The organism is Endozoicomonas sp. OPT23, assembly GCF_009653635.1.
In the GTDB taxonomy this organism is placed as follows: Bacteria; Pseudomonadota; Gammaproteobacteria; order Pseudomonadales; family Endozoicomonadaceae; genus Endozoicomonas_A.
This window is the reverse complement of sequence record NZ_PPFD01000006.1, coordinates 261,193-276,900: the sequence shown is the minus strand read 5'-3', so window position 1 is coordinate 276,900 and position 15,708 is coordinate 261,193. Positions and strand designations below refer to the sequence as shown.

The window sequence follows — 15,708 nt, the reverse complement described above, 5'->3', positions numbered from 1 at the left end:
GCAGGTGAGCGGGTTTTATTCGTGAAATCAGAAAAAACTGCAAAAAGTTGTAGATTCTGCTTTTCTGGTTAGCCGAAGTGTAATAGACTTCGGCTCCGTCTACAGTCAATCTGCTTTCACCAGCCTTGAATGAAGAACAATTCATCTCTTTATCACATATCCTCAAATCACATACGGAACCTGTGTGCTGGTGTGAGTCTGTTTCTATTCCAATCTAAAATCCTTTCTGGAGGTAAATGATTCTATGGGTACCCTGAGCGCGGGAGGCCGTTTCTTTAAAGATGAAGAACTGGAAATCATTGAACAACAGCGCCTGCAAGCTCTTCTTGAGATTACTGAGCAGCACACCAAGGAAGTTACTCAGCTAAAATCCCGTCTGGAAGCTGCTGAGTCAAAAGCTGAGAAGTTCGGTAAGCAAATCAAAAATGACGAGAATGAGCTGAAAACTCTGCGAGCCAGTAACCCTGATCGTATGAAGAAGCAGGTTAAGCGTCTTCAAGAGCAGAATCGTACTCTGACTACAGAGAACGGTACGTTGAAAACCAAGCAAAAGCAGCTGACCCAACAGCTGAATACCAGTAAGCAGGAGCTTGAACAGCTTCAGGCTGAAAAAGAAGAAAACAAAAGCGAAGAAGAAAAGTAATTTTCTGAACGTGTTTTCTTGCCGGTATGGAAGGCAGCCGGCTGTGCAGCATAGTGTTTATCTGACTGTATAGCCTTGCCTGACCGGTGTTCTATTTCTATCTCTGCTGTATCAATCCTTCCCTTTTATTTTCAAAAAACGCTATGCTCAAGGACTACTTCCAATAACAACTTTGCAAGTACTACTTCCAGGTGCTGCTTGATTGGAGCTTGTCTTATGAGTGACTGGCAAACTCGCGTCTACGATGGCGTGGAGCATATTGAAAAATCCTTTTCGTTCAAAAAATACTCCAGGGCTCTCTGTTTTTTAAACGCTGTAGCAGGGATTGCAGAAACCTATATTCATCATCCACGGATAGTTATTGAGTGGGGTTGTGTCACGGTAGCCTGGGGGACGCATGAGTCTGAGCAAGGGGTCGGTGTTCAAGATATTGATCGATTTCTGTCGAGGGAAACCGATCAATTGTTCGCTCTGTTTCAGAAGAAGGTTGTCGTTTAAGTTCAGTGAGATTCTAGTAAGGCAGTGCTAACCAGAACAGAGTGCCATTTTGGGTGTTTTTATAACCGATTTCGCCATTCATTAATGCTGCCAGCTGTCTGGATATATTAAGACCGAGGCCTGATCCTGTAGCGTGCAGGTGTTCACCCTGGGTGAAGCGATCAAAAAGAGTCTCTCTTAATTCTTCAGAGATTCCAGGGCCTGAGTCTTCTATCTCAAAGAGGATGTGTCGGGATGATAAATCAGGATCCGGTTTAACTCTGAGTTGTACGGTGCCTGATTGGGTGAATTTGATGGCATTACTTAACAGATTAGTCAGAATTTGCCTTAGACGAGCGGGGTCGCCCGAAATGGATTCGGGCAGTTTGGGGTCAAAGAAATAGATGAACTCGATATTCTTTTGTTGAGCCAGTGGTGTGAATATGTCGACTACCTTTGTTGCAGTCTTCTCCGGACTGAAATCAATGGAGTGGAGCTTTAAATTCCCTGAATCGAGCCGGGTGTGATCGAGAATATCATTCAGAATCTGAAGCAATGACTTCCCTGAAAACTGTATGGTTTTGACCTGCTCTAGCTGGGTTTTGTTGAGATTGGACTGGGATAGCAGTTCAACAATGCCGAGAATGCCGTTCAACGGTGTTCGTATTTCATGGCTTACCTTGGCTAGTAGTTCGTTCTTGGCATTATTTTCTGTTCTGGCAACAATGGCAGCTCTCTCTGCAGCTTCCTTATTCACTCTGAATAAGTGTATCTGGTAACCCAGGCCCGCAAGCATAATGACAAATTGAAAGGCGAAAGCGATTTTCAGTGCGTACGTTGAATTGCTGTAGTTGTGTGAGATGCCCAGATTGGCCGCAGCAACAAAAGCGATGATGGTAAATGAAAACATCCAGGCGGTAAGAAAAATATAGGCCGGTTTGTAGCGTTGGAAGGCTCTGACGGTTGCTTGCCCGCAGATCCAGAGAATGGCCAGAGATTCGGCAATAATAATGCTGAAAGAGGCGATCACATAGGGCAGGAAAGGGGATGCAATCAGAGCTATCAGGCAATAGCCAATAAAGAAACGGTTGATGAGATCTGCTTTGGGAAAAGCTCGCTTGAGATCAAGGTATTTTCTGGCGAACAGTGTTGTAAATATACTGTTCAGGCACTGAAATATGACAATGGATATTTCCTGAAATTTGATGGCATTTGGCCAGAAGGCGTAACCGCTGCCATCAAGTGCCATTATCGAAAGGGTCATGGCGAGAACGGATAGGAAATAGTAATAGAACAGTTTTTTCTTTACTAAAATACTGACGAATAACGAAGTGAGAATCACCATCAGGCTGATGCCGTAAAACAGCCCGTCCAATTTGTAGCGTTGTTCGGATGTTTCCAGCATGGCCTGAGAGCTGGTAATAAAAAGAGGAATGTGTAGAGAGCTGGTGCTGTGAATGTCTATATAAAAAGTATTGGTAGAGTTTGCAGGTAATTTTATCGGAAACAGTAGTCTCTGGCTGTCCAGTGGGCGTTCGCTATATGGGCGGCGGTCGCCGCCAGACAGGATAACCCACTCATTATTACTGTTTAGATAATGAAGGTTGACATAATCGAGTCGTGTAAAGGCTGATTCCACAAACAGTTCAAGATCTGAATCATCAGGGTTGTGGGCAGTAAATCTCAGCCATATACGGTCATCGCTGTAGGCAAGGTTGAGATTGCTGGAATCGACCTTTTCGAATTTAACGAGTGGATTGTCAGCCAGTGTTTGAACATCGAGCTTTTTATCGGGTGTTCGAAAAATCTCCAAAAAGGGATTCAGAGCGGTGAAAGGCATCGTTGGGGATGTTTGAATAATAGTGCTCTGTAATGCCTGGCTGCATACTGAGGTGAGCAGTAATGCAAGGCCCGCCAGATAGGTGACAAGCAACTTCCCTGTAATAATTTTTTTCATATCCTTGCCTGGTACATTCCTGTCAGCTCTGCTGGCTGATCATTCCTGACAATTAAGTCCGTTACGTGCTGCATTAATGTGTTGCATTATTGCTTCAGCTATTAAGAATTTCCAGTAGTCTTCCAGGGTCATCTGTCTCAATCCAGTCGACACCTGCAGATTTAAGTCTTAGAGCTTCATGCTCATGATCAATCTTGGAAGATGCCTGGTAACGTGTATCTTCAGGGAATAGAGTATAGGCACCCAAAAGCATATTGTTGTCGTGGTATTTGCTTGCAGTATCATCGTCAATCAGATTGTGCTCGGCATCAGCTACCGTTGAGTGCACAAATTCGCCAACACTGTTGAGCTCAAGTAGAAAATTTAACAGCCAATGACTGTTGCTTAAATCTTGAGGTGTTGGTTCTTTTAATTCTGGTATGGGTAACTGATTAATCCACTTTGCCAGTCCTCCCAGCATGCTGTCGTCGTAAGCGAAGCCTGAATGAATCTCCGGGCACTGATTTTCGAGTGCGTTAAGCATGAAAAAGTCAAAAGAAGTAACGACAACTTGATTTTGTGATTGTGTCTTTTTAATAATATCGGCAACCAGTTTCCCCGTACTTCGTTTGAACCAGTTGGGTGAATAGGCTTTCATTTCGATATTGATAAGAAAGTCTGAAGGTAGTTCGTCAATGACTTCTTCAAGAAGAGGGATGGGTTGTTCATGCTGGTAGTGGATCAGAGTGCCATCGCCGCGGTCAATGCTCTTCTTGATGCTTAATTTTGAAATCTCATCCCAGGTGAGTTCGCTGATGTTACCGGGTTGTCCGGTAAGGCGCTTGATGTCATCGTCGTGAAATACGACTATCCGGTCATCGGCTGTTTTAAAAACATCCAGTTCTATCCCTGCAGCCCCCTGAGTGCAGGCTGCTCTGAACCCGGCTAAAGTGTTTTCCTGGTAAAGCTTTGGGCAGCCTCTGTGGCCAAGTACCAGCGGCACAGCTTTAGGCTTGAAGAATCCATTCATGCTTTATTGTTTTGTTATTTATGATTGGGTTTATCCTAATCATAAATGAGAGGGGGAGGGGGGCTAATGATAGAAAACGAGAACTGCATCTCACAATGTTATGGCTCGAAACAAGAGTTCCGAGCCAGTATTGTTTTATAGGTCGTAACCTCTCTCTTCGTGCTCGATAATATCGAGACCTTCAGTCTCCTCATCATTGCTGACACGAAGCCCGAGTAGAGTATCGACAATTTTCAGTAATATATAGCTGACAATGGCTGTATAGATAAACGTGGAGGCAATACCGATTAGCTGGACGATCACTTGATCACCCATGGTGACGCCTTCCGCATAACCTTTGCCGCTGAATACGCCGAGCTCGTTGGAAGCAAAAATACCAGCAAGAAACGTACCGAGAATACCGCCTACGCCGTGCACCGGAAACACATCGAGTGAATCATCAATCTTCAGACCACGTTTGATCCACTGAGTCATGCCAAAGCAGACAAAGCCGGCCGTTACACCAATGATCAGAGCGCCGCCCGGACCAACAAAGCCTGATGCGGGTGTGATAGTGCCAAGACCGGCTACCATGCCGGTAACAATGCCAAGTACAGAAGGTTTGCCAAACTTAACCCATTCAATGCCTGCCCAGGCAAGTGCGCCTGCCGCGGCAGAAATGTGTGTGACCAGCATGGCAAAGCCTGCATCACCGTTAGCGGATAGCGCGGAGCCTGCGTTAAAGCCGAACCAGCCTACCCATAGCATACCTGCACCGGTGACTGTCATGGTCAGGTTGTGAGGTGTCATGGGTTGAGTCGGGTAGCCTTTACGGTTTCCGATCACCATGGCAGCAACAAGAGCTGCAACACCTGCTGTAATGTGGACAACGGTTCCGCCTGCGAAATCCATCAGTCCCATCTCGTACAGCCAGCCGCCTTCAGCCCAAACCCAGTGCGTCACGGGTGCATAAACCAGAATGATCCATGCTGCAGTGAACACCATGATGGCACTGAATTTTGCCCGTTCTGCAAATGCGCCCACTATCAGTGCGGGTGTGATGATGGCAAAGGTCATCTGAAACATGGCGAAGACACTTTCAGGCAGATCGCCAGACAGGCTGTCGGCTGTCATATTGGCAAACATGACCTGATCGAGTCCACCAATGAGTGCAGGTAGTTCGGAGCCAGAGCCGAATGCAAGTGTGTAGCCAATAATCAGCCAGAGAATGGATGCCATGCAGGCAATGGCAAAGCATTGCATGAGAACAGAGAGAACGTTTTTCGATCGAACCAGTCCGGCGTAGAAAAGCGAGAGGCCGGGCAGGGTCATAAAGAGAACCAGTGCTGTAGCAGTGAGAATCCAGGCCGTATTGGCCTGATTCAGTGTGTCTGCGAAAGCAACTGTAGGCATCAAGGACGCCAATACCAGGAATGGAGCTACAGTCTTCATTGTTATATTCGTTCTAATAATTATGTTTTTATTTGCTTATGTTTGTAGGGTAATTTAGCGATTACCTTCTCGTTATGATGTGCTGGTCTAGATGGCTTCTGTGCCTGTTTCGCCGGTTCTGATTCTTACCACTTGTTCTAGCGCGCTGACAAAGACCTTACCGTCACCAATTTTGCCCGTGTTGGCGGCATTAATGATGGCTTCGATAGCCTGGTCAACCTGATCATCGGAAACAGCAAGTTCAAGCTTCACCTTTGGGAGGAAGTCAACAACGTACTCGGCACCGCGATAGAGTTCAGTATGCCCCTTCTGACGACCAAAGCCTTTTACTTCAGTCACTGTCATGCCTTCTATACCCACTTCGCCCAGCGCGTGGCGAACATCATCGAGTTTGAATGGCTTGATGATGGCAGTGATCATTTTCATATTCTTCTCCTGCGGTCTGAACACTTTTAGGTGCTTCTGTAATCCGTTAATGGTCTGACGAGGTATTCTACGTGATTTTCGTCGAAAAAAATAAACTCAAGTAGACTATGGTCATAAATCATTCTGCTTTACGCAGAAAAATCACATCGCGATCTATGAACTCAATTTCAGCGTTCAGTTCTTTGGCTAGCCAGTTGAAGGTCTCGATAGAGTAAAAGCAAACGTGTGTTGGGTCATTTTTATAATGCCAGCGGCTGAATGCTTCCTGGTCGATAACCAGCTTGGTCATAATGGCCAGATAGCCTCCGATATTGAGTAAGCTCCATAACTGAGAAATGACATCTGATGGGTGATGGATGTGTTCGACTACCTCGGTTGCTGTTATGAAATCATATTTTTCATTTAATACCGATTTGTCTTTATGAAAGAAAATATCGTAAAGGTGCATCGTGTGGCCGTGGTCAGACATTATCAGGTGAAGAGTGGGTCCGGGTCCGCAGCCGAAATCTAGGCCTTTGCTGGCGGGTTTTAGGTTGGAGGTTAGAGGTTGGGTTAGTCTGGAAAGGAATCGGCGGTAGCCTCCATCATCAGGATTGTTCTCGTGGAGGAGGTATTCATGATGTTCTTCAGTTGTGGAGATGTATTCATGTGGTGGTACGAAAACCAATTGGCATGTTTGGCATTGGAGGTATGGGCGTTTGTGGTCATGGTGAAAGCGGGCGTTCTGTATCGATTGGCAGAGAGGGCAGGATAGGTCTTGGGTCATGAGTGCTATATGAAGAGTTCAGTGAAGGAATAGGTGAATAAGTTGATTCTCCATTTATTTTGTATGAATGAAAAGGTTGATTATCAGAGGGGTTGGTTAAAGCTTGCTTAAACACTGAGTGCTACCTACTGGATGCGGAGAAGAGTGAGTGAGATCTCCGACAAACTGAAAGAGATAGAGGCGAGCCTTTGTGGTTGAAGCTGGTCAAGGTCAGATAGGTGTGATTCAGGATGCTGTAGGGTGTTTGCCTAAAGCACGTGTACAGATTACGGGTGTAGTGCTTAATAAGCTTGACCCTAAAAAGCGTGGCGCTTACGTTAATATTCAGAGTGCCTTACTGGGGAAGTTGTTTGTGTGCAAAAGGTTTTGGCTTAGTGGTTAGCACTTTCTTTTATGTTTTGTATGAAATGCGTATAATATCCAGCCTCTAAAATGGCTCTAAATCCTGTTTTATTCATCAAAAGCCTATTATCAGTTGGTATTTATGCAACTGGTTCGCTGTTCCTGAATTAGCGATAAATCTTGGTGGGCGGTAGCGTGCTTTCTGTTTTTGCCATCAACAGAAAACAAGAATAATAAGCGCGGAGCAATCCATATGATCAGCGCTTTTTCAGCGGCAAATAATGTAGTTTTAGGGCAGTTCAAGACAGAAGAAAAGTCGGATGAAATTACGGCTATTCCGGAATTACCAAAGCTTCTGGAAATCAAAGGATGTCTTGTAACCTTGATGCTATGGGGTCTCAGAGAGAAGTTGCTCAAGCGATTGTGAATAAAGAAGCAGACTACCTGTTAGTGGTAAAAGGCAACCAGGGGAGGCTTGAAGCTGCTTTTGAAAAGCACTTTTCAAAAGATAAACTCAACCAATGGAAAGGTGATAGTAACATGACTCGATAAACGGGTCATGTAGGCTAAGTTCCCGCAGATAGTTGAAAGCCCCAATGCTCTGCAATTCTGCTAACGAATCGTTCAGTATTTAACTTTACTGCACCTGATAGATCTCGCTTCCAAGCCAGATAATGCGGGAGGTAACGGGTTGCTACCCCACGAAATACACCTCCGATCCAGCGTTTTAAGTCACTATGATAAGAGTTAACATGTTGAATATGATAAATGCCTTCAAGAACATGTTGACCCGCTGAGGTCACCAATTCCTTAAACTCAAACCCAAGCTTCTCTGCAAGCTTTTCGTGGGCAAGATGGGCATCAGCACAGACCGTTGCTTCAATTGATATGCAGCCGTTCAAATGACGACACAACTCATTTGCACTCTCGTTTTCTAAAACACCATCAACAGTGTGCCGATTACGGTCACGAGCCACCATTACCGGGACTTTTCTGGTTTTGTTCTGATCATTACCGCGTTTGCGAGAGGGTCTTGGCAGACCTTCTCTCTGCCCTTTAAAGGATTCACGGAAAAAAGTTTCGTCAAGCTCAGTGATGCCCGAAAGCTTCTCAGCCTGATCGTTATTGATAACTTCCAGGAAGCGGTGACGCCATCGGAAGGAGGTTTTCAAATCAATATTGTATTCATTGGCAGCAGCACGAAGAGTCATGGAATAAGTCATGCCGGTAAGATAATTATTCCATTTTTCTGGATACCTAAGTCTTGCCAGAGGCGTTGCACTGAATGCATTAAATGTTTTCTTGCATGATTTACAGCGGTAGCGTTGCCGACCACTTTGAACCCCCCAGCGATAAATGCTGTGGCTTTTACATTCAGGGCAAACAGGTTGTTCTGCAAAGTGGGTTAATATGCTTGTTGCAAGATCAGGCGTCGAGCGCTGGTTATTGGAAGAGGGTTTGCTGTCTACAGGAGCGAAATCAGGCTTTTCCTCTGAATCATCAATGGGAATACGAGCATTGAGTAGCGTTTTATCAAGAATACCCCACTGTTCGTTGTTTAATGATGGAATGGAATCGATAAAGTTCTGGAATAGCTCTGACTGCATAACAACCCCCAGAAATACTAGAAGACATAGGGAGTGTAGCTCATTCAACTATTTACGTGAACACAGCCGGTCATGTACGTACTGAGTCACGCATGTATTTTGTGAGTGACATCTTCGATGAGCTCGCCAATTTTTCATTTGATTGTCACGGTCTGAAAACGCTCGGAACTGCTCTTTCATCAAGAGAGACTAAAGGTGAAGTTCTGGGTTTGGGTGATGTCTGCATTCGCTACTACATTAGCTCAGCGGAATTAACAGCAGAGCAATTAGGTAAGGCCAGTCGTGAGCACTGGCACATAGAAAACAAGTTTCACTGGAAGTTTGATGTAGCTATGCGAGAAGGTGATTGTTGTATACGCAGAGAAGATGGTGCAGAAGTACTTGCAGTTTTCAGGCATGTTGCAGTGAACCTGTTAAACAACACGACAACATTTAAGGCTGGGCTTAAAAGGAAACAGAAGACAGCGGCGATGAGTGCTCGCTATCTTTCTGAAGTCCTCGCAGGGCAAGGGCTTTCATGATCTTGCCGTGGCAAGAGGGTGCTTTTGCGTTACCTCGGGAGAGCTTACAGAAAATATGATCAAAGAGTATTTGGATCATCATTTCGAACCGAAGGTTGACGATAACTTCAGAACTGAAGGTTAACGTCAACGCGTCTTTGACGCGTATCCGGACTTTTAGTCCGTAATACTAACCCACCGGCTTAAGCCGGTGATTGTTGAGTAGAAACAGAATTTTCGCTCATATTTGATGAAGCTACTACAGCTCGTTTGGGTTGTCAGAATAGCTATGATTATATGAATTCGTTTGCTTTTCACTACTAGTAGATTAGTGCATTCACGCACTAGGTTGTTTCAACACAGGTATGGGAAAATTGAAAAAAGCATTTTTAACAGGTGTGACAGGTCAAGATGGTTCTTATCTAGCTGAATTTCTGCTGGAAAAAGGTTATGAGGTTCATGCCATTGTAAGAAGAAGTTCTGTTTTCACAACTCAACGGATTGACCATATTATGGCGCATCCGAAGTTCAAAACTTACCATGGTGATCTATCTGATTCTAGCAATCTTCACACTTTACTAGCTAAGATTCAGCCTGATGAAGTCTACAATTTGGGTGCACAGTCTCATGTAGGTGTCTCTTTTGAGGTGCCAGAATATACTGCTGAAGTTGATGCTGTGGGTACCATCCGTTTGTTAGATGCAATTAAGGATCTTGGTCAGAACCCACGTTTTTATCAAGCATCGACCTCAGAGCTTTTTGGGGGGCTTCCTGAAACAGCCCCTCAATCTGAGAAAACACCATTCTATCCAAAGTCCCCATATGGTGCGGCCAAGCTTTATGCATACTGGGTTACGGTTAATTACCGTGAATCTTATGGTCTATATGCTTGTAATGGCATCTTGTTTAACCATGAGTCTCCTCGACGTGGCGAAACTTTTGTAACTAAGAAAATCACGAAAGGAGTGGCAAAAATCTCTCAGGGACGTCAAGAAATTCTTACGTTGGGTAATTTGGATGCAAAAAGGGACTGGGGTTACGCAAAAGACTATGTAGAGTGCATGTGGCTGATGTTGCAACAAGATAAACCGGACGACTATGTCATTGCATCAGGCGAAACTTACACAGTAAGACAGTTTGTAGAATGGACGTTTGAAGCTGTAAATATTGAGATCAAGTGGGAGGGCAGCGGCGTTAACGAGAAAGGGATCGATGTAAAAAGTGGAAAAGTCTTAGTTGAAGTAGATGAAAAATACTTCCGGCCTGCTGAAGTCGATTTGTTGTGGGGTGACCCTAGTAAGGCTCGTGAAAAACTAGGTTGGGAGCCGAAAACTAGTATTAAACAATTAGTAGAGTTAATGGTTCAGTACGATCTAAAGCACGATACCTATGGCTGGAGCGATCAATGATAGTTGTTACAGGTTGTTCGGGGTTTCTTGGCAAGCGAGTCTGTCGCCTGCTTGATGCAAAAGGACTTGATTACATTGGTACTTCTCTGAGCCAAGGACTTGACCTAAGAGATCGGCAAGCAACAATCGATTTCTTTCAAAAAGTAAATCCTCAATACGTTTTGAATTGTGCAGCATATGTTGGAGGGATTCAGTTTGGCTATAAGCATCCTGCAGAACTGTATCATAACAACCTTCATATGACTCTTAACCTCCTGGAGTCCGCATCACAAAGTAAGGTGGATCGCATTGTAAATCCGATCTCTAATTGTGCTTATCCCGGAGCTGCAAGCTTCTTCAAGGAAGACGAGTTTTGGGATGGCCCTTTGCATGAATCGGTAATGGTTTACGGTTTTGTGCGTAAGGCGTCCTGGGTAGGGTCGTGGGCTTATGCGAAACAGCATGGGTTGGATGTTATTAACCTGATTCTGTCAAATATGTATGGCCCTGAAGATCATTTCGAAGAAGAAAGATCTCACGCACTCGGGGCTTTAATTATGAAGATTGTTCGCGCGAAGCAAACCCGTCAACCTCAGGTGGTTGTTTGGGGGAGTGGTACACCTGTCCGTGAATGGCTGCATGTAGACGACGGTGCTGAAGCCATGGTCAGAGCTATTGATGTAGAGCCTTCACTGAACCCTATCAATATCGGTATTGGCAAAGGTATTTCCATTCTTGAGATGGCGAGTCTTATCAAAGAGTTGACAGGTTACGAAGGTGAACTGGTTCTTGATACCTCCAAGCCTGATGGTGCTCCTTATAAGACGGTAGATGGTTCTCGAGGGTTGCAGCATTTTGGCTGGCAACCCAGCAGCGATTTTAAACAAGGTGTGGCTGAAGCCATCGACTGGTATATCGAAAACGGATTAAATGATGACTGATGTAGTTGAAATCAAAGAAGATGACCTGGTATTGGCTCGTCATATACCGGCAAGCGCAGCATGGTCTGAAGGCTTGAACTTCTTTTCTCAGGATTCTGAGTTTATTCAGGTGGGGGTTTGGGGTTACGGTGAAGGCAAAGAACTTAAAGCTCATATTCACAATGAAGTGAAAAGGGAAGTTCTTTGGACTCAGGAGGTACTGTTTGTAAGACAGGGGCGGATTCGTGCCAATGTTTTTGATACACAAGAGCAGAAGGTTGCAGAACTTGAGGTTAGTGCAGGCGACATTATTATTCTATTACGAGGCGGGCACGGCTACGATATCCTCGAAGATGGAACACAGGTGCTTGAGATCAAGAATGGGCCGTATGTTGGTCCAGATTTAGATCGGAGAAGGCTGTGAGCGAAAATTTATTTTTCGATAAGTCTCAACTAAAGCACTGCGGCAAAAATGTAATTATCGGAAAGACAGTTCGAATTAGAAATCCAGAAAAAGTATGGATCGGCGATAATGTTATTATTGACGATTACACATATATGTCAGGTGAAATAATTCTAGGTGACTATGTTCACATTGCTGCTGGTTGTGTTCTGTCTGCAAGCATGTCAAAGATAACGATGGAAGCTTTTTCTGGTTTGTCTGCAGGATGCAAAGTTTATGCTGGATCATCAAACTACATGAAGTGTGGCTTGGACCTACCCACCATACCTAAAGAGTTTCAGTTTAATGTCATTCAAGAAGATGTATATTTTGAATCTTTTGCGCTTGTTGGTGCCGCGAGCATTATTCTTCCAGGATGTAGACTTCCTCAAGGTTTAGCTATCGCAGCAGCATTAACTGTAAGAAAAAAAGATAAGTTGTTGGCCTGGCATGTTCTTTTAGATGCACAAGGTAAACAGGTACGAAGGCGCGGAATTGACAAGTTAAAAAGAATGGTTTCACAGTTTTATAAGATCGAGATTGAATCATGAATGATTTCATAATGCAGATGCGCCCTCTTTTTGGAGAGGAAGAAAAGAAAGCTGTCTGTGATTACATGGATGAAGATGGCTTTATTACAGAGTTCAAGCGAACCGAACAATTCGAGCAGATGATAGCCGAATTTACCGGTGCAAAGAACTGCATTGTCGTTAATAACGGCACCATCAGCCTGACTCTGGCAGCAATGGCGGTTGGGATTCAGGCTGGGGATGAGGTTATTGTTCCTAACTTCACCATGATTGCAACAGCGAACTCTTTAAAGATGTTTGGCGCCGTACCCGTCTTTGTTGATGTTGAGCCAGAAACCCTTTGTCTTGATATTGAGAAGGTAAAGTCCGCTATCACTAGCAAAACCAAAGCAATCATGTTGGTTTCTGCCAATGGCCGTTATCCCGAAGCTGGCGTTTCTGCATTTGAAGCATTGGCTCAGGAAAAAGGATTGATACTGATTGAAGATTCGGCGCAATCATTAGGCTCCTTCTATCCTGATGGCAGGCATATAGGTCGTGCTGGTTTGGTCGGTAGCTTCTCGTTCTCTGCCCCGAAAATCATTTCCACAGGACAGGGAGGCGCAATAATCACAGATGATGATGATGTAGCTGACAGATTACGCCGTCTTAAGGACTTTGGACGCTCCGGTGGTGGAAATGATATTCACGACAGCGTGGGATATAACTTCAAGTTCACTGAGCTTCAGGCGTGTATTGGCATTGAGCAGATGAAAAAACTGCCTGCCCGAATTGAACGCAAGAAACAAATTTGGCAGCGCTACTCTGAAAGACTTGCCAGCGTCAAAGGTATTCAGCTTTTCAATCATGATATTGAAAGAACCGCACCATGGTTTATTGATTCGCTGGTCGAAGATCGCGAATTGCTTATTGCACACCTCAAGGAATCTGGGATTGGTTCCAGAGTGATGTATCCGCCAATTAATAAACAGCGTGCTTATGAAGTGGCTGGTGAGCATCCAGTCTCCGAGTTAGTCGGGCAAAAAGGATTATGGTTACCGTCTGCCGTACAACTTACGGATGGTGAAATTGATCGAATCTGTACTGCTATTAGAGAGTTTTACCTGAAATGAGTACGATTCAGGAATCTTCACTGGCCATTGTTGTAGCCTCCTGCGATAAGTACAGCGACCTGTGGCAGCCGATGTTTGAGGAGTTTTTCAAACATTGGCCTGACTGTCCATTTCCGTTGTATCTGGTGGCTAATCACCAAACATATAATGATGATCGTGTTACAACCCTCTGTGCCGGGGATGATCTCGATTGGTCTACTACTGTTGCTCGTGCTCTTCAGGGGTTAAACCATTCACATATCCTTTTTTGGATTGATGATGCCTTTCTATCCGAAGATGTTGATACAGGCCGAGTGCAGGAGTTGTGCAATTTTGCTTTTGATCAGAAAACGAACTTTCTTCGGTTACGTCCAAACCCCAAGCCGGGGAAATGGTTGAATCGAGACATTGGCATTCTTAACTCAAATGCAGCCTATCGTGTCTCATTGTTTGCCACTATATGGAAAATCGATGCACTCAATAGCATTCTAAAGCATGGAGAAAGCGCCTGGCAGTTTGAAGTGAATGGCACTGAACGCTCTCGGAAAATGGATGGTTTTTATACCACTGGAAATGATGTTTTCAAATATCTCCATGGTGTTGAGAGGGGCGTCTGGATACTGCCTGCAGCTAGAATCCTGCAGAAAAAGGGATATGCCATTGACTTCGAGTACAGGCGCATTATGACTGAGTGGGAAAATATGCTCCTTAAATATCGCTTGTTCAAGAGCTGGGTATTACATCAGATTCCAGAAAAATACCGAGAAGAAACGCTCAGGCGTGTTCAGCGCTTCTATCGCTGGATCGGTTTACGCAGGGCATGAAGATTTTTTCTGACTGGAGAAAGATATTAAGGCGACATTCTATTCATATATGGAATATCGCCTACTTTGCAGGAACACGTCTGATTTCAATTGCAGTATTCATTATTGCTGTACCGTTTTTCATAAAACTGGCATCAGATCAGCAGTATGGTCTTGCTGCGATTGGATTTTCGTTGCTAGGGATAGGTACTGTACTTGATGTCGGTTTCGGATACGTACTCATACAAAGTTTAGGGCGACGGTTTGCACGAGGGTATCCACCTGATACCCGTAAAGTTAACGGACTGTTTTCACTGTATCTTGTATTCGCTATTGTAGTTGCGGTGGTGGGAGGGGGAATTGCCTTAACCCTTGCACCGTCGTTTCCGGAGAAAGTTTTATATGGCTCAATAGCACTGCTCCTTCCAGCTCTTGCTATGAGTGGGGTGGTTGCGGCGGTCTTTCAGTCCCAGAATATTCTTAAGCCAATTAATCTATCGAGGTTTTTCTTTGAGATTGCCAAAGCTTTAGCCTTGGTTATATCGGCATTTGTGGCTAAAAGCATTCTGTGGATTGGACCTGTAATGGTGGTTATGGCGTACTGTCGAGCAATGGCTGATCGATGGTACCTGGCGAAGGCAGCAGGTATTTCTCTAAATGTGGTTGCTCCGAGCCAAGCCAGTCGCTTCTGGCGCCTAGCGCGCCTAGGTTCAGCCTCTCTTACTATTGTCATAATTACAATACTGGTCACGATTGGCGACAAGATGTTGATTAAGCATCTTTATGGCAGCGATTCTGTAGCATATTACTCTATTGCATATGACATAAATACCAAGGCATATTTACTTGTTCAGGCTGTAAATTCTGCAATGTTTGCCGTTGTTCTTCACCGGTTTGCGAGAAAAACTGACAGTAAGGCTCCTATCATGGCTGGTATTGTGACAGTATCAGTGGTTGCGCTGGTATTTTATTTACCACTTGCTGTTTGGTCTGAGCAACTCCTGAGCCTATGGGTTAACGCTAGTTTTGCGAAACAATCAGCAACACTGACCAAGATAATGACAGGTGCAAGTCTTTTATATCTATACGGCAATGTATTTGAAAATGCATTAACAGCAATGGGGCGGGCACGAGATAACTTATCGGTATATGTTGTTGCTATAACCGGTTATATCATTTCCATACCTGTGTATATTCACTTTCAAAATTTGAATGGCATTATGTATAGCTACATGACTTTATGTGCAATTTTGTGTGCTGGCTTTTTTTATAAGTATTATTCTGTTTCAAAAAAATATCCTTCTAAGAGTAGAAATGTGTGAATTTATATCTTACCGTGCCTCTTTGTGCTATCAAAGCGATGGACCGCTACTGCC

General features: G+C 44.4%; 16 protein-coding genes and 2 pseudogenes. 12 read left to right on the top strand and 6 right to left on the bottom strand.

Annotation, left to right across the window (positions count from 1 at the left end; genetic code table 11):
* Positions 1–244: 244 nt before the first annotated feature.
* Positions 245–643, top strand: coding sequence for a hypothetical protein (locus EOPP23_RS15190; protein WP_153766849.1), 399 nt, complete (start codon positions 245–247; stop codon positions 641–643).
* Positions 644–859: 216 nt separating this feature from the next.
* The gene (locus EOPP23_RS15185; protein ID WP_153766848.1) at positions 860–1,141 is read left to right on the top strand and encodes a 4a-hydroxytetrahydrobiopterin dehydratase; all 282 of its coding nucleotides are present in this window, start codon (positions 860–862) and stop codon (positions 1,139–1,141) included.
* A gap of 13 nt (positions 1,142–1,154) precedes the next feature.
* On the opposite strand, the gene EOPP23_RS15180 is transcribed toward EOPP23_RS15185, so the two are convergent.
* The 5 genes from EOPP23_RS15180 to EOPP23_RS15160 all read right to left on the bottom strand — a co-directional run bounded on the left by EOPP23_RS15180 (position 1,155) and on the right by EOPP23_RS15160 (position 6,610).
* On the bottom strand, positions 1,155–3,077 hold the full coding sequence (locus EOPP23_RS15180; protein WP_153766847.1) for a hybrid sensor histidine kinase/response regulator: 1,923 nt from the start codon (positions 3,075–3,077) through the stop codon (positions 1,155–1,157).
* 94 nt (positions 3,078–3,171) lie between these two features.
* Positions 3,172–4,086 (bottom strand): glycerophosphodiester phosphodiesterase family protein, encoded by a 915-nt coding sequence (locus EOPP23_RS15175; RefSeq protein WP_153766846.1) that lies wholly within the window; start codon positions 4,084–4,086, stop codon positions 3,172–3,174.
* Between the two features lie 135 nt (positions 4,087–4,221).
* On the bottom strand, positions 4,222–5,517 hold the full coding sequence (locus tag EOPP23_RS15170; RefSeq protein WP_153766845.1) for an ammonium transporter: 1,296 nt from the start codon (positions 5,515–5,517) through the stop codon (positions 4,222–4,224).
* Positions 5,518–5,604: 87 nt separating this feature from the next.
* Positions 5,605–5,943: a P-II family nitrogen regulator gene (locus EOPP23_RS15165; RefSeq protein WP_153766844.1), complete on the bottom strand. Its 339-nt coding sequence runs from the start codon at positions 5,941–5,943 to the stop codon at positions 5,605–5,607.
* 118 nt (positions 5,944–6,061) lie between these two features.
* On the bottom strand, positions 6,062–6,610 hold the full coding sequence (locus tag EOPP23_RS15160) for a class I SAM-dependent methyltransferase (RefSeq protein ID WP_228550739.1): 549 nt from the start codon (positions 6,608–6,610) through the stop codon (positions 6,062–6,064).
* A gap of 685 nt (positions 6,611–7,295) precedes the next feature.
* On the opposite strand from EOPP23_RS15160, the pseudogene EOPP23_RS21545 reads away from it, so the two are divergent.
* A pseudogene (locus EOPP23_RS21545) lies at positions 7,296–7,528 on the top strand (ISAs1 family transposase); the annotation flags it as partial.
* 89 nt (positions 7,529–7,617) lie between these two features.
* On the opposite strand, the gene EOPP23_RS15150 reads toward EOPP23_RS21545, so the two are convergent.
* The gene (locus tag EOPP23_RS15150; RefSeq protein ID WP_153766841.1) at positions 7,618–8,658 is read right to left on the bottom strand and encodes an IS1595 family transposase; all 1,041 of its coding nucleotides are present in this window, start codon (positions 8,656–8,658) and stop codon (positions 7,618–7,620) included.
* Between the two features lie 56 nt (positions 8,659–8,714).
* Between EOPP23_RS15150 and EOPP23_RS15145 the strand changes: the two genes are divergently transcribed.
* The 9 genes and pseudogenes from EOPP23_RS15145 (at position 8,715) to EOPP23_RS15105 (ending at position 15,654) form a co-directional block, all read left to right on the top strand.
* Positions 8,715–9,179, top strand: coding sequence for an ISAs1 family transposase (locus EOPP23_RS15145; RefSeq protein ID WP_370514777.1), 465 nt, complete (start codon positions 8,715–8,717; stop codon positions 9,177–9,179).
* A 10-nt stretch (positions 9,180–9,189) separates the two neighbouring features.
* A pseudogene (locus tag EOPP23_RS15140) lies at positions 9,190–9,303 on the top strand (IS200/IS605 family transposase); the annotation flags it as partial.
* Positions 9,304–9,523: 220 nt separating this feature from the next.
* Entirely contained in the window at positions 9,524–10,567 is a 1,044-nt protein-coding gene (gene gmd / locus EOPP23_RS15135; RefSeq protein ID WP_255471703.1) for a GDP-mannose 4,6-dehydratase, read from the top strand.
* A complete protein-coding gene (locus EOPP23_RS15130; protein WP_153766838.1) occupies positions 10,564–11,487 on the top strand; it encodes an NAD-dependent epimerase/dehydratase family protein in 924 nt (307 codons plus the stop codon). Before gmd ends, EOPP23_RS15130 begins: the two co-directional genes overlap by 4 nt.
* Positions 11,480–11,890 (top strand): hypothetical protein, encoded by a 411-nt coding sequence (locus EOPP23_RS15125; protein WP_153767220.1) that lies wholly within the window; start codon positions 11,480–11,482, stop codon positions 11,888–11,890. Before EOPP23_RS15130 ends, EOPP23_RS15125 begins: the two co-directional genes overlap by 8 nt.
* A complete protein-coding gene (locus tag EOPP23_RS15120; protein WP_153766837.1) occupies positions 11,887–12,459 on the top strand; it encodes a hypothetical protein in 573 nt (190 codons plus the stop codon). The genes EOPP23_RS15125 and EOPP23_RS15120 overlap by 4 nt, the downstream gene beginning before the upstream one ends.
* Positions 12,456–13,550, top strand: coding sequence for a DegT/DnrJ/EryC1/StrS aminotransferase family protein (locus EOPP23_RS15115; protein ID WP_228550738.1), 1,095 nt, complete (start codon positions 12,456–12,458; stop codon positions 13,548–13,550). Before EOPP23_RS15120 ends, EOPP23_RS15115 begins: the two co-directional genes overlap by 4 nt.
* The gene (locus EOPP23_RS15110) at positions 13,547–14,353 is read left to right on the top strand and encodes a hypothetical protein (protein ID WP_194842626.1); all 807 of its coding nucleotides are present in this window, start codon (positions 13,547–13,549) and stop codon (positions 14,351–14,353) included. Before EOPP23_RS15115 ends, EOPP23_RS15110 begins: the two co-directional genes overlap by 4 nt.
* Positions 14,350–15,654, top strand: a complete 1,305-nt coding sequence (locus EOPP23_RS15105) for a lipopolysaccharide biosynthesis protein (RefSeq protein ID WP_153766835.1) — start codon at positions 14,350–14,352, stop codon at positions 15,652–15,654. The genes EOPP23_RS15110 and EOPP23_RS15105 overlap by 4 nt, the downstream gene beginning before the upstream one ends.
* The last annotated feature ends 54 nt before the right edge of the window (positions 15,655–15,708 follow it).